This is a genomic window from Methanolobus sp. ZRKC2 (assembly GCF_045291185.1).
GTDB lineage: Archaea > Halobacteriota > Methanosarcinia > Methanosarcinales > Methanosarcinaceae > Methanolobus.
This window is the reverse complement of the sequence record NZ_CP146980.1, coordinates 819,220-833,192: the sequence shown is the minus strand read 5'-3', so window position 1 is coordinate 833,192 and position 13,973 is coordinate 819,220. Positions and strand designations below refer to the sequence as shown.

General features: G+C 40.6%; 18 protein-coding genes. 12 read left to right on the top strand and 6 right to left on the bottom strand.

Features of this window, described 5'->3' with window-relative positions; genetic code table 11:
* Positions 1 to 78: 78 nt before the first annotated feature.
* From V7O62_RS03980 to ftsY, 6 genes are read left to right on the top strand one after another with little or no spacing between them, the layout of a single operon-like run.
* The gene (locus tag V7O62_RS03980; RefSeq protein WP_406657728.1) at positions 79 to 234 is read left to right on the top strand and encodes a 50S ribosomal protein L39e; all 156 of its coding nucleotides are present in this window, start codon (positions 79 to 81) and stop codon (positions 232 to 234) included.
* A 13-nt stretch (positions 235 to 247) separates the two neighbouring features.
* A complete protein-coding gene (locus tag V7O62_RS03975; RefSeq protein WP_406657727.1) occupies positions 248 to 514 on the top strand; it encodes a 50S ribosomal protein L31e in 267 nt (88 codons plus the stop codon).
* Between the two features lie 44 nt (positions 515 to 558).
* Entirely contained in the window at positions 559 to 1,209 is a 651-nt protein-coding gene (locus V7O62_RS03970) for a translation initiation factor IF-6 (RefSeq protein WP_406657726.1), read from the top strand.
* Positions 1,210 to 1,248: 39 nt separating this feature from the next.
* Entirely contained in the window at positions 1,249 to 1,425 is a 177-nt protein-coding gene (gene rpl18a / locus V7O62_RS03965; protein ID WP_406657725.1) for a 50S ribosomal protein L18Ae, read from the top strand.
* Positions 1,426 to 1,428: 3 nt separating this feature from the next.
* Positions 1,429 to 1,869, top strand: a complete 441-nt coding sequence (gene pfdA / locus V7O62_RS03960) for a prefoldin subunit alpha (protein ID WP_406657724.1) — start codon at positions 1,429 to 1,431, stop codon at positions 1,867 to 1,869.
* 36 nt (positions 1,870 to 1,905) lie between these two features.
* Positions 1,906 to 3,138, top strand: coding sequence for a signal recognition particle-docking protein FtsY (ftsY, locus tag V7O62_RS03955; RefSeq protein WP_406657723.1), 1,233 nt, complete (start codon positions 1,906 to 1,908; stop codon positions 3,136 to 3,138).
* A gap of 30 nt (positions 3,139 to 3,168) precedes the next feature.
* Here the strand turns inward: ftsY and trpA are convergent, their stop codons facing one another.
* The 4 genes from trpA to V7O62_RS03935 form a co-directional block, all read right to left on the bottom strand.
* Positions 3,169 to 3,945 carry a tryptophan synthase subunit alpha gene (gene trpA / locus V7O62_RS03950; protein ID WP_406657722.1) on the bottom strand — a complete coding sequence of 259 codons (777 nt, stop codon included), beginning with the start codon at positions 3,943 to 3,945 and terminating at the stop codon, positions 3,169 to 3,171.
* The gene (gene trpB / locus V7O62_RS03945; protein ID WP_406657721.1) at positions 3,942 to 5,156 is read right to left on the bottom strand and encodes a tryptophan synthase subunit beta; all 1,215 of its coding nucleotides are present in this window, start codon (positions 5,154 to 5,156) and stop codon (positions 3,942 to 3,944) included. The genes trpA and trpB overlap by 4 nt, the downstream gene beginning before the upstream one ends.
* Positions 5,157 to 5,174: 18 nt before the next feature.
* Positions 5,175 to 5,978 (bottom strand): indole-3-glycerol-phosphate synthase, encoded by an 804-nt coding sequence (locus tag V7O62_RS03940; RefSeq protein ID WP_406657720.1) that lies wholly within the window; start codon positions 5,976 to 5,978, stop codon positions 5,175 to 5,177.
* 149 nt (positions 5,979 to 6,127) lie between these two features.
* Positions 6,128 to 6,934: a hypothetical protein gene (locus V7O62_RS03935; RefSeq protein WP_406657719.1), complete on the bottom strand. Its 807-nt coding sequence runs from the start codon at positions 6,932 to 6,934 to the stop codon at positions 6,128 to 6,130.
* Between the two features lie 136 nt (positions 6,935 to 7,070).
* Between V7O62_RS03935 and V7O62_RS03930 the strand changes: the two genes are divergently transcribed.
* A complete protein-coding gene (locus tag V7O62_RS03930) occupies positions 7,071 to 7,880 on the top strand; it encodes an archaellin/type IV pilin N-terminal domain-containing protein (protein WP_406657718.1) in 810 nt (269 codons plus the stop codon).
* 49 nt (positions 7,881 to 7,929) lie between these two features.
* The gene (locus V7O62_RS03925) at positions 7,930 to 8,712 is read left to right on the top strand and encodes an archaellin/type IV pilin N-terminal domain-containing protein (RefSeq protein ID WP_406657717.1); all 783 of its coding nucleotides are present in this window, start codon (positions 7,930 to 7,932) and stop codon (positions 8,710 to 8,712) included.
* 424 nt (positions 8,713 to 9,136) lie between these two features.
* On the opposite strand, the gene V7O62_RS03920 is transcribed toward V7O62_RS03925, so the two are convergent.
* A complete protein-coding gene (locus V7O62_RS03920) occupies positions 9,137 to 9,499 on the bottom strand; it encodes a hypothetical protein (RefSeq protein ID WP_406657716.1) in 363 nt (120 codons plus the stop codon).
* The gene (locus tag V7O62_RS03915; protein ID WP_406657714.1) at positions 9,492 to 10,277 is read right to left on the bottom strand and encodes a hypothetical protein; all 786 of its coding nucleotides are present in this window, start codon (positions 10,275 to 10,277) and stop codon (positions 9,492 to 9,494) included. Before V7O62_RS03915 ends, V7O62_RS03920 begins: the two co-directional genes overlap by 8 nt.
* 165 nt (positions 10,278 to 10,442) lie before the next feature.
* Here V7O62_RS03915 and V7O62_RS03910 point away from each other — a divergent pair, with 165 nt between their 5' ends.
* The 4 genes from V7O62_RS03910 to V7O62_RS03895 all read left to right on the top strand — a co-directional run bounded on the left by V7O62_RS03910 (position 10,443) and on the right by V7O62_RS03895 (position 13,862).
* Entirely contained in the window at positions 10,443 to 11,252 is an 810-nt protein-coding gene (locus V7O62_RS03910) for an archaellin/type IV pilin N-terminal domain-containing protein (protein ID WP_406657713.1), read from the top strand.
* Positions 11,253 to 11,313: 61 nt separating this feature from the next.
* Positions 11,314 to 12,099, top strand: a complete 786-nt coding sequence (locus V7O62_RS03905) for an archaellin/type IV pilin N-terminal domain-containing protein (protein ID WP_406657712.1) — start codon at positions 11,314 to 11,316, stop codon at positions 12,097 to 12,099.
* A gap of 39 nt (positions 12,100 to 12,138) precedes the next feature.
* Complete coding sequence (locus V7O62_RS03900; protein WP_406657711.1) at positions 12,139 to 12,870, top strand: hypothetical protein; 732 nt, start codon at positions 12,139 to 12,141, stop codon at positions 12,868 to 12,870.
* Between the two features lie 110 nt (positions 12,871 to 12,980).
* Positions 12,981 to 13,862: a hypothetical protein gene (locus tag V7O62_RS03895; RefSeq protein WP_406657710.1), complete on the top strand. Its 882-nt coding sequence runs from the start codon at positions 12,981 to 12,983 to the stop codon at positions 13,860 to 13,862.
* The last annotated feature ends 111 nt before the right edge of the window (positions 13,863 to 13,973 follow it).

Genomic DNA, 13,973 nt, shown 5'->3' with positions numbered 1-13,973 from the left:
ATACAATGGTCATGTTATAGGTTCAGACCTAATCGGTACTTTATATAATACTTATAATCCATAATACAGGTGAGACAAGTGAGTCACAATACCAAAGGACAGAAAATGAGGTTGGCTAAAGCCCATAAGCAGAACCACAGGGTGCCTGTCTGGGCAATTGTCAAGACCAACAGGAAGGTCGTCGGCCACCCAAAGAGAAGACACTGGAGAAGAAGCAGTCTTGATGTTAAGTAAGTAGGTGATGATTATGGCAGATGACGCAGTAAAAGAGCAGATATATACTATTCCTCTTCGCTCGGTTAAAGAGGCTCCAAGATGGAAGAGGTCTTCCAGAGCTGTTAAAGTTATAAGGGAGTACCTTACAAAACACATGAAGGTCGAGCCGGAGATGGTCAAACTGGATAAAACTCTCAACGAAAAGCTCTGGGAACGTGGTTGCGAGAAACCACCACTATCAATACGTGTAAGGGCTGCAAAGTTCGAGGATGGAGAAGTCCAGGCTGAACTTGCATGAGTTTTATGAAACCCTTCCATCTATAACAAGATACACGGTAGATAATGATACATACACTTAGTATTAATGAAAGCCCCATCCTCGGGGCTTTTGCAACCTGTACTGAGGACGTTGCTCTGGTTCCTATGGGAACAAAGCCGGAAGTTTGCAAATCGCTTGAAGATATGCTTAAGGTCCGTGTCATACCGACCCTTATCAATGGTAGCATCGTAGTAGGCTCTCTTTGCAGGGGTAATTCAAATGGCCTGCTGGTTTCCCGAAATGCAACTGTGAGAGACGTGGCTGAACTTGACATTCCTTTGCATGATCTGCCGGGTAAGTTGAATGCAGTTGGCAATATAATTCTTGCCAATGACTCTGCAGCTCTGATACATCCGGAAATGAACGATAGTTATGTGGAAAAGATTGCAAAGGCTCTGAAAGTAGATGTTAGAAAAGGTACTATAGGTGGCATCAAAACCGTAGGTATGGCAGGAGTTGCTACTAACAAGGGACTTCTTGTACATCCAAGAGCAAGCGACGAGGAATTATCACAGATTGAGGATCTTTTTGAGCTTCCTGTGGAGATCGGGACGAGTAATTTCGGTACTCAAATGGTAGGTTCTGGTGTAATCGCAAATTCAAAAGGTTATGTTGCAGGCTCACAGACAACAGGGCATGAACTTGGAAGGATAGAAGATGCGCTGGGTTTCTAAGATATGTTTATTCAATACAGATTTTACAGGTGATTTCAGATGAAAACATTCCAGGTTAAAGGTACTTTCAAAGCAGGTATTGCATGGGAAAAGTTCACAAAGGAAGTTGAAAGTCAGAATGAGAAGAACGCCCTCGAGAAGGTATATTCTTTATTCGGAAGCAAGCACGCTATTAAAAGAAACTACATCCGGATCGAAAGCATAACAGAGGCATGATCCATGGCAGGTATGAATGAACAGGACCCTCGGGCACTTGTGATGCAGCATCGGGAGCTCCAGAAGCGTGCAGAGATGATCCAGCAGCAGATGTCCATGGTGAAGATTTCTGCAGATGATTGTGCTAAAGTCCTGACAACAATCGAGGAGCTTGATAATATTGAAGATGGCGCGGAAATGATGTTCCCGATAGGTTCCGGTTCATTTGTATATGCCAATATTGCCCGTGTCGACAAGATCGTAGTTGATATCGGTTCAGGTGTTTCTGTTGAACGTCCTCTCAAGGATGCAAAAGAGATCATGGAAAAACGGAAAGCAGATCTTGAGAAAGCATATGAGAATATGAATGCTTCTATGGCACAGGTTTCTCAGCAGATGCAGGCTATCGAAGCTGTGATCTCAAAGCAGCAGCAAGCCCAAGGACAAGGCCAGATTCCAAGATAATCTTTTTTTATTTTATTCATCTGCAGGTTTGATCAAGTGTTCAATAAACTCAAATCCAAACTCAGTGGCTTCACAGAGAAGTTAGGAAGCAAAATCGATGAAAAGGCTGTGGAAGTAGAACCCGAAGAGGTAACTATATCTGCTGAACCTGCCGATTTGTCAGAATCTGAGCCTTCTTCAGAGTCAGTAGTAGCTGAAACAGCTCAATCTACTGTTTCGGAAGTTTCAGTCGAAACTCCGGAAGTATCTCTAGTTGAAGAAGAAGAAAAACCTGCTGAAGAAAAATCCGAAAAAAAATCTTTCTGGAAAAGGGGAGAGCCAAAAAAAGCTGAAGAGCAGGAGTTTCCGCAGGAAGAGTCCGAAACTGAAAAACCTAAGAAAGCTGGTTTTGCACAGAAGGCCAAGGCTCTCATGTTCGAGCGGGAGTTCATCCTTGAAGAAGGCGACCTTGAAGAACCTTTATGGGAGCTTGAGATGGCTCTTCTGGAAAGTGACATTGCTCTGTCAGTTTCCGAAGCCATTGTAGAGTCTGTTAAAAGTCAACTAGTGGGTACAAGGCGGCGCATAGGCAAAAACACAGATGATATTGTCGAGAGTGCACTCAAAAATGCCATTTTCGAAGTCATGAATGCCAACATCTTTGATTTCGATGAGTATATAAAAAACGCTGAAAAGCCTGTACATATCGTTTTTTTAGGTATAAATGGTACTGGTAAGACGACATCAATTGCCAAGCTATCAAAGCGCCTGAAGGATCAGGGCTATTCGGTTGTTGTTGCGGCAGGTGATACTTTCAGGGCCGGGGCAATAGATCAGCTTGCAATTCATGCAGACAAGGTCGGAGTAAAAATAATTAAACATCAGGAACAAGGTGACCCGGCTGCAGTGGTTTATGATGCAGTTCAGCATGCGAAAGCCAATAATGTTGATGTAGTGCTTTCGGATACTGCAGGGCGTATGCACACCAACATTAATCTCATGGAGCAACTAAAGAAAGTTTGCCGCGTGAGTTCTCCTGATCTCTTGATATTCGTTGATGAAGCAGTGGCAGGTAATGATGCTGTGGAGCGTGCTTCTCAGTTCAATGATGCTGTTCCTATTGACGGTTCCATTCTCACCAAAACAGATGCTGACGCAAAAGGTGGTGCAGCAATTTCAATTGCCTACATAACAGGCAAACCTATTCTTTTCCTGGGAATGGGTCAGGGATATGATGATCTGCAAAAATTTGATCCACAATGGTTTGTGGATCAACTATTCACGGATTAAAACTTGCAGAATAATCTCTCTTTTTTCCTTTTATTTTCTGCAGCTCTCTTTAAGTTCGGATGCAAGTTCTTCTATTCTTCCGTTGATATTATCATCTGAAGCGATGAAATTGACGAATGCAGAACCAACAATTACTGCATCTGCTCCTGCTTTAATTAGTTCGGCAGCTTGATCCTTGTTGGAAATTCCAAAGCCTACTGCTTTTGGAACATCAGTATGGATATGTCCGAGTATGTTCTTTGTAGACTCTGCAACATCAACTCTCTCGCCGGTAACTCCAAGTCTTGAGACAATATAGACAAAACCGGAAGTTTTCTCAAGTATACTCTTCATCCTTGTTTCTGTTGTCACAGGAGTTATGAGGAATATAAGGTCGACACCATGCTTCTTACAGGATTCATGCAGCTCATCGGATTCCTCTGCCGGAAGGTCGGGTACAATTATCCCTGTGATTCCTGATTCAGCACAGTCCCTGGCGAACTTCTCAGTTCCTCTCTTGTATATCAGGTTATAATATGTCATACAGACAAGGGGAACATTTTCTTTTATGGATGCAGCCATTTCGAAATACAGGTCAGGATTCATGCCGGCTTCCAGGGCACGGGTAGATGCAGCCTGAATGGTCGGTCCGTCTGCAACAGGATCGGAGAATGGAAGTCCCAACTCTACTATATCTGCACCGCCCTTGACAAGTGAGTGTACTATTTCCTTAGTAGCTTCCGATGAAGGGTCGCCTGCACACACATAAGCAATAAGGGCTTTTTCTTTCTTTCTTTCAAGTTCAGTGAATTTATCTGCTATTCTCACAGGCAAACCTCCTTTTCTTCATTAAGTTCCCTTTCTTCTTTTAATTTGAAGACAGATTCAAGATCTTTGTCTCCTCTTCCTGAAAGATTGATGACGACCAGGTCTCCAAGTTCTCCTGTTTTCGCCATTTTCATAACATAAGCCATTGCATGGGATGATTCCAGTGCAGGAATAATACCTTCCAGCCGGCTCAGTTCATAGAAAGCTTCAAGTGCTTCATCATCGCTAACATTGCATGGGGTAATTCTGCCTATGTCGGCAAGATGGGCAAGTTCGGGTCCAACACCTGAATAATCAAGACCAGCGGATACGGAACTTGATTCAAGTATCTGTCCGTATTCGTCCTGAAGTATTAGCGTATGTGCACCCTGGAGTATTCCCTCTTCGCCAACACAAAGGGAAGATGAGTGCAGTGCCTCCTTATCTGTGGTCTTTAGTTCCTTTCCTCCGGCTTCTACAGGGAAAAGTTTGACTTCTTTGTTCTCAATGAATGGATGGAATATTCCCATTGCATTACTTCCACCGCCTGCACAGGCAACAATGGAGTCGGGATAACGTCCTTCCTTTTCCATGATCTGTTCCTTGACTTCTCTTCCAATCACGCTCTGGAAGTCACGTACAATCATTGGGTATGGATGCGGTCCAACTACGGATCCAATGAGGTAATGTGTATTCTCAACATTGGTTACCCAGTCTCGGAGGGCCTCATTGATTGCATCCTTAAGAGTCATTGAGCCAGACTTTACGGCATGAACTTTGCATCCCATAAGTTCCATTCTGTAAACATTCATATGCTGACGCATGACATCCTTTGCTCCCATATAGACCTCGGATTCAAATCCCATGTTAGCTGTGGCCATGGCAGTTGCAGTACCATGTTGTCCGGCTCCGGTCTCGGCAATTATGCGCTCTTTTCCCATATATTTGGCAAGAAGTGCCTGACCGAGTGTGTTATTCAGTTTATGGGCTCCGCCATGCACAAGGTCTTCTCTTTTAAGGTAGATTTTGATACCATACTTTTTGCTGAGGTTCTTTGCAAAATAGAGGGGTGTTTCTCTGCCTGCAAATTCCTTCATATAATAGTCAAGTTCCTCAAGGAATTCAGGGTCATCCTTGTATCGATCATACGCTTCTTCAAGCTCTGTAAGTGCCGGCATAAGCACTTCGGGAACGAACTGCCCCCCAAACTTACCATACATCGATCTTTTCATAATCTTTCTCCGTCTCTTTTATTGGTCAAGTGCATCTACAAGCTCTTTCGTTTTGGAGTACATCTCTCCACTTTTGATAATTGATGTCCCTACAAGTACAGCATCAGCTCCGGCATCCATCACTTTCCTGATATCATCGGTGCTGTGAATCCCACTTTCACTAATGATGATGTGATTTGAGTTATTATTACGATCAAATTCTTTTACTATCGGGGCAAGTTTGAGAGTAGTATTCAGGTCAATCTCCAGTGTACTAAGGTTCCTGTTATTGATGCCAATTAATCTTGTCTTTGTTTTCAGGGCTTCTTCAAGCTCTTTTTCATCGTGGACTTCAACAAGTGGCTCCAATCCTTTTGCTATGGCAGCATTTACCATTTCACTAAGATTACCTTCAAGTAATCCTGCTATCAGCAATATGAGATCACTTTCTGTTTCATTGAACTGAATCTTATCAATAATAAAGTCCTTGCGTAATACTGGAAGAATAACATTTTTCCTGACAGCTTCAAGATTACTGATTGATCCGTGGAAAAATCCAGGTTCCGTGAGTACGGAAATCGCAACAGCACCTGCCTTTTGCATTTCACTGGCTATCAGCGCAGCATCATCGGGCAGAATATTTCTTAACTTTTTTCCCGGGGATGCGGGTTTGACTTCAGCTATGACAGCTATTTTATTTTTACATTTTTTTTCGTTTATAGCATCGATAATATCTCTTTTTTTTGCTAGGCGCTTACCTTCTTTTCCCTTTTCGTTATCTGATTCTATTTGTAGTATCCTCTTTTCAGTAGACCTTAAGATATCATTTATTACTGAATGCATGAAATAACCACTTTTGATCTTTAATGTACAAAAACGTACATATGCATCAATCTACTTAAGATTAACGACACAATCCACTCTCATCCAATTGTTTCATGTTTTTCTTTTCGAATGAGAAAGTTCGTGTTAAGGATTCCCATTTTTATCCTTTAAAACAAATCCAGGTTAGGATCAACTATCTCTGTATGGTAGATGTCATTCACCTGTTCTTGTATGCCCAGTTTTTCTTGAATCGTCGTCGGTGGGAAATATGCCAGATATGCCAGCACAGTACCTAAAAGAACGAAAAGTCTTGAAAAAACCTGTATTACATCTATGATTGCAATGACGTCTGTAAGCATGAAATCAAAGACAAAAGAGATTGCTACAAGGGGGAGAACAGTTTTGTATCTAAGACGCTTTGGCATCCTTTGTAGCAATATGAGTAACAGTAACCCCAGTATCATTGAGGTAGGTATAACGAAAAGGCCCATGAGGTAAATGTGTATTGCAATGTTGCTATTAATGCTGAAAAGAGAGGCCCATTCGCTGACTACCGGACCAACGATCCCACTCTGGTAAAGGAATGCAAGGTATGTAGCCCCAAACAAAGTGAAGACAAGTGAAAAGTATTCGCCGGTTTTCTTGCTTCCGGTTATTATGTACATTATAAAAAAGACCAGCGGAACCGAAACAAAGGCAAAGGGTATAGCAGCTATGAAATAAAGTATGGCATCCATTTCCATATTGCCTTGGTAGGCAGCTATTGTCCTGATAGAAGTTGGCAGGTAGGTAAGACCTACGAGTGTCCAAAAAACTACAAGTGAAAAAAGGGCAGGTCTGCTATTCTCACTATACTGTTCATTTTTTGCCAAGAGCACCCATGCAAATGAGATAGATGAGATTCCAATGGCAAAACATATTGTGCTGTTTAATAGAAGTCCTGCACTCATTTTTACCTCAGTATAGTATTTCATTTTTTATATTTATATATTTTCATTGTGCAATTGTGACGAGTTTGTTGTTTGAGATTTCCAACCAAATCTATTTATATTATTTAATTATATAATAGTAATATATCCAAAAATAACTGGATAAATAGGAGGATTGTACATGAAAGCAAATAAAACACAAATAATGAAAAAAGATACTCGAGCTCAGGTGGGTATTGGTACTCTCATTATATTCATCGCCATGGTGCTCGTTGCTGCTGTAGCAGCCGCGGTACTCATCCAGACATCCGGTGTCCTGCAGCAGAAAGCACAATCAACAGGTAAACAGGCAACTCAGGAAGTTTCATCCAACTTGATGGTGAAGAATATCGAAGGTGTCCGTGCAAAGAACAATGCTACATCAATGTCAAGTACCATTGATCTTCTGAAGCTTAAGGTAGGACTTAACGTGGGAAGTGCTCCTGTAGATGTAAATCAGGTAGTTGTTTCAATCACTGATGGAACAACTGCAAACAATCTGGTATATGCCGGAAACACCAAATCATATGCTTCTGTCGGTGGCTCTGATGGTAAAATGGATGACTTCAGTGATTCTGCTTCAACAAATTTGGGGCTACTTTTGGTAAATGAAACAACAGTTTCAGCAGCTTTTAACAACTCTGATCATTATTATACTGCGGAAAAGATACGTGATGAGGATTCATCTTTCTCTCAAAGTAACCCTGTGATGAACACCGGAGATCTTATTACTGTATATATTGCAACTACTTCTGATACTGCTGTCTCAGGTGGCTATGATTGGATTGGTTCAACCGATACTTCTGCAGCACTAATGACTTCCGGCCTTGAACTTGTTCCAAGGACTGTGGTAAATATCGTTCTGACTCCTGAGTCCGGTGCAGCAACAACAGCAGATTTCGTAACTCCCTCTTCGTATGGTGTTAAAGAAACTGTAGCACTGTATCCATAATTGAATTGAGTGCTGATATTTTCAGTACTCTTTATTGTAGGTGAACAAAATGAAAGCAAACAAACAATTATTCATGAAAAAGGATACAAAAGCCCAGGTTGGAATTGGTACCCTCATTATCTTCATTGCAATGGTACTTGTAGCTGCCGTTGCAGCTGCCGTTCTCATCCAGACATCTGGTGTTTTGCAGCAAAAAGCCCAATCAACAGGTAAGCAGGCAACCCAGGAAGTTTCATCCAATCTTATGATAAAAGACATTGAAGGTGTTCGTGCAAAGAACAATGCTACAAGTATGGCAGATAATATTTCCCTGCTTAAAATGAAAGTTGGCCTTAATGTTGGAAGCTCTCCTGTAGATATGAATCAGGTAGTTATCTCCATAACTGATGGTACTACTACTAACAACCTCATTTATGGTGCAAACGATAAAACATATGGTAATGATATGACTGATTTTAATTCAGGAGCAACTGCAGCTGCTAATCTTGATAAGTTGTTGACATCAACTGGTGGACCCGGTGCAAATGGTAAGTACTTCTATACAATTGGAAAGATTCGTGATGAGGATGGCTCTTTCTCTCAGGGTGAGCCTGTTATGAATACTGGGGATCTTGTAACTGTATATGTTTCAACTGTAGCTACTGGTGACACAAGCTTCACTGATATTGGTACGACTACTACCAGTGGTGGTCAGCAGGTTACTGATCTTGTAATTAGTCCGCGTGCTGCTGTAAGTATTGTGATGACTCCTGAGGCTGGTGCAGCAACAACTGCTGATTTCATAACTCCGTCTTCATATGGTACCAAGGAAACTGTTCAGCTCTATCCATAAGGTGATATAATCATCTTATGTTCTTTTTTATTTATTGGTCGTGGTTAAATCTGCTCTTGTTTTTGAAATAATGGTTTTTTGGATTATTTCTTTTCTTGCTCTATTTTCTGGTTACATTTTCAAATCAATTTGTCGAAATCCTGTCATGCAAAAAGATGATTATAATTTATGGGACTATCTATGTCTGGGTCCACTTATGCTCAATCGAAGCCTTAACAGAGCATTCTATTTTCCTGTTCAAAAAGGTTTTCTTAATATTTAATTGAGGTGATTATTTCCTGAGTTTCGCTATTGATTGTCTGGAATCAATGATCATAAATATTAGAGAAATCAAAACAAGATTTGCAAACATTGTCGATAACTGGATTCTTTTGCTGAGTTGTTTGCAAAGAAAAGATATGGAGTTTTAAGACTGATTGTATACTTAAGGCATTCTCTCGATAATTTCTTCCATTCTCTTATTTTTCTTGTAGAATGCAGTTGTATCTTTGAGGAAGCCGGAAGCAGTGAGGCCCTTATCTGTGATTATGTATCCGCCGCGCTTTACTTTTTCGGCTAGCCCCTCTAACTGGAAAACTGTTTTCATTTTGCTGCCTATGCTGCCTTTATCGGCAAACTGGTCGGTGTATTCGCGGATCTCTGCAAACTCTGTAATCTTTCCTTCATTCTTCCCAAGCACTCTGAGAATGAGGCGGTATTGTATATCTCCCGGACCCTGGTGTATGCCCAGTGACTGGTAAAAATCTGCAACTTCCTGCTCAAGGTTAACATCAATTTCCTCACTCATTGATATCTACCTCGTCATCTTCCAGTTTGTCATCGTAGAATTCGTACTGGTACTTTTTTATTCCAAGTTTTTCCTGTAGATTCATAGGTGGGAAATATGCAAGGAATGCCTGTACGGTTCCTATAAGGACAAAAATTCTTGCTGCGAGTTGCATCACATCAACAAGTGTGATCATATCTGTGAGCATGAAATCAAATACAAAGGAAATTGCTACCAATGGAAGTGCTGTACGGTAGCGGAGTCTTTTTGGCATGCGTTGAAGGAATACGAGAAACAGAAGTCCAATGATCATTGCGGTGGGTATTACGAAAAGTCCCACCAGATAGATACTGATCGCAACATCGCTATTTATCATGAACATGGATGAGAATGATGTGACCTGGGGTCCTATAACTCCGTTGGAATATAGGAATGTGAGGTATGCTGCGCCAAAAAGGACGAATAAGAGTGAGACGTAACCACTTATTTTCTGGTCTCCAATGATTACATAAAGAATGAAAAAGACCAGTGGAACTGTTACAAAAGAGAACGGGACTGCTGCAAGATTATACATCAACAGGTCAAGTTGACTGTTGTTGTAATATGCAGCAATCATCCTTATTGTTGTGGGAAAATATGTAAGGCCGACCAGTGACCACAGTACGACAAGTGACCATAGTGCAGGTTTGCTTTTTTCACTATGCTCTTTCTTGCTTCCGGCAAGCACCCATGCAAATGCAAAAGAAGAGATTGTTATTGCAAAACATATGGTTGCATTTACCAGTAGACCTGCGTTCATCTTGTCCCCTCGCATGATATTTTTAATTGTACTTTTTATATTATTCATCTTATAGTACAAAAAGATAGTGTTTGATGTTTAATATTTCCAACCAATCATTATATATATATCATTTGTTTATATAAAAAATAAATACATATTTTTGTATTTATAGGAGGATTGTACATGAAAGCAAATAAAACACAAATAATGAAAAAAGATACTCGGGCCCAGGTGGGTATTGGTACTCTTATCATATTCATCGCCATGGTGCTCGTTGCTGCTGTAGCAGCCGCGGTGCTCATCCAGACATCTGGTGTCCTGCAGCAGAAAGCACAATCAACAGGTAAGCAGGCAACTCAGGAAGTTTCATCCAACCTGATGGTGAAGAATATCGAAGGTGTCCGTGCAAAGAACAATGCTACATCAATGTCAAGCACCATTGATCTTCTTAAACTTAAGGTAGGACTTAACGTGGGAAGTGCTCCTGTAGATGTAAATCAGGTAGTTGTTTCAATCACAGATGGGACGACTGCAAACAATTTGGTATATGCTGGAAACACTAAATCATATGCTTCTGTCGGTGGCTCTGATGGTAAAATGGATGACTTCAGTGATTCTGCTTCAACAAATTTGGGGCTACTTTTGGTAAATGAAACAACAGTTTCAGCAGCTTTTAACAACTCCGATCATTATTATACTGCAGAAAAGATACGTGATGAGGATTCGTCTTTCTCTCAAAGTAACCCTGTGATGAACACCGGAGATCTTATTACTGTATATATTGCAACCACTTCTGATACTGCTGTCTCAGGTGGCTATGATTGGATTGGTTCGACCGATACTTCTGCAGCACTCATGACTTCCGGCCTTGACCTTGTCCCACGTACTGTGGTAAATATCGTCCTGACTCCAGAATCAGGTGCAGCAACAACAGCAGATTTTGTAACACCTTCCTCATATGGTGTAAAAGAAACTGTGGCACTGTATCCATAAGGAATGCAAAGCTAGTGCAGAAAAATCTGCACTGGTTTTTCTATTTTCAGAGTTGATTTTCATGGAAATGAACAAAGAAAATAAGATCTTCCGGAATTCACAGGCTCAGATAGGAATAGGTACTCTTATCATCTTCATTGCAATGGTCCTGATTGCAGCAGTAGCAGCATCTGTTCTGATCCAAACTTCTGGTGTTTTGCAGCAACAGGCACAGTCTACTGGAAGGCAGGCTACTCAGGAAGTCTCGTCCAATTTGGTCATTAAGAGTATTGAGGGAGTTCGTGCTAAGAATAATGCTACAAGCATGGCTGACAATGTATCTTTGTTGAAGCTAAAGGTGGGTTTGAATGTTGGAAGTTCTCCTGTAGATCTGAATCAGCTTGTTATTAGTGTCACTGACGGCACCAATACGAATGACCTTATCTATGCTAATAACGATAAAACGCATGATAATTCGATGGAAAATTTCTCATCTGCAGCTACTGCTACAACAAATCTTGGGAAGTTATTGACTGATACTCAGGTAACACCGGGTGATAATGCAAAGTACTTCTTTACCGTGCAGAAAATAAGGGATGAAGACATTTCTTTTTCTCAGGGAAATCCTGTAATGAATACCGGTGATCTTGTGACGATCTATGTTTCTGCTGTATCGGATAGCGATCTCTCATATACTACTATAGGTGGTATTTCTACCAGTGGTTCACAGAAAGATTCGAATCTTGACATTGGTCCGAGAACAACTGTCAACCTAGTATTGACTCCTGAAGCCGGGGCGGCAACAATTGCTGAGTTTGTGACACCGTCTTCATACGGGACCAAAGAAACTATATCTCTGTATCCATAAGATGATCATTTGATCATCGTTTTTTTATGAAGGGATAAAATGAATATAAAAACAGTTTTAGCAATGGTATTTTTAGCATCTATTTGTTTTGCTTCAACAGCATTGGCTGATGTTTCTTTTATAAATCATGCTAATATTCAGAGAGATTCTATCAATTTAACCATAACTGAAAAATACACGGGCCTTGATTCTGAATCATTCAGAAATGATCTAGATCTTGATGAAAGTGGTTTTGTTGATACTAGTGAACTTGATGTCTTTAAAGAAGTTTTTCTTGATAGCAGGGCTGATCAGTTTCTGGAGTATTTTGAAATTAATGGTAATAAATCATCATTCAGACTTACATCAGTTGATATGTCATTTGATGGTGCTGATGGTGAAGTGAATGAGGATGCTCTTCTTGTGACAACATTTGTCAATTATGAATTGGGCTTTGATATTTCGACAGGCAAGCATGATGTATGGATATTGGGTCATCCTCTTATTGAGGGTATGACAATCATTCTTCCTCAAGGGATGGATCTTGATTCGTATGCAGGTCTTGAGAATGTGTCTCAATCCACAAAGAGTGGAAGGCTGGTGCTTGAAGGGAGCAGTAGTGTGCGTTCTTTCATGATAAATGAGACTCCTACTTTCGAATATGCAGTTCTAATTGAAATTTCCAGAGAGCCCTTTTACAAAAAACCCTTTTTCCTACCTTTGCTGTTTTTGGTGGAAATATTACTTGCATTATTGGCATTATATATAATTAAAAAGAATAAAATTAAATAGTATAGTTGCCTATCTAATACCGTTAACGATTATCAGGTGCTTGAATGAAATCTAGGTATTATAGTCTGCTTTTGCTCATCCTTATTCTTTCTTTATCAATCAGTGGCTGTGTGAGTCAGTCTCCTGAAGAAGCTGTGGAATATAAGGTAAATGAGTTCTTGGATGCTGTAAATAAAGATGAAGTGGGTATTGCCTATGATATGTACAGGGGCAAGGATTTTCTTGCTCCTGCAAGCATCGGCATGATATTTAGTAACAAAGGGATTGATCCGGGTAGCATCAACGAAATAAATATAGTTTCTAAGGAAATTGTTGGTAATTTGGCTATATTGAAAGTTGATTGTGGTGTTTCATCCCTTGACCTTATGGGAAAAGAGAAAGATTCTTCTGTGATTCCTATTTATTTCAGATTACAGGATACTGAAATTGGATGGATTATTACCAGGGTTTCTTTCCACCATCCTCTTGAATTCGAAGATGCGGAACTTGTTGATATTGAAGTGGAAAAAACATCTATAGATCTTATTGCCGATAACGCGGTTGTGATCTCGTTAGCTTCATTCTCTATGCTCGGTGCAGGCTTGTATCTTAACAGGAAGGACAAATCAAAAAAGAAGGATAAAAAAAGGACAATAGACACTTCAGATGCTGTTCTTCTTCCTAAAGAATCCCTGTCTCAGTATGTGAAACTGGTGCCTGCACAGCAGATTCAGGTAGGCAATAAAACAACAGTTGACGTGTGGGTCAAGAATTTCGCCCAGCAACCATATGAGAACTTTGCCATCAAAGCCAAATTCGGGAATACGGTAGATGTCGAAAGCACGAATCTCTTCTTTGATACAATTGCATCAGGAGAGACTGCAAAAAAGACATGGGTTGTTAAACCAAAGGTTTCCGGATGGGCATCTATAGAAGAACCGACTGTTGTCTTTGAATATATGGGTGCCAGGTACATGGGTGTACTTGATCCTGTGTGGCTCCAGGTACAGTAAGTACTATCAGTAGCTGGAACATGTTTTTGAAAATTAATTAAAGCAAGAAGGTGATTGTTCTGGGACAAGAAGAAAAAACTCCTGATGCTGTAAGGAAGAAGTTAAACGAAG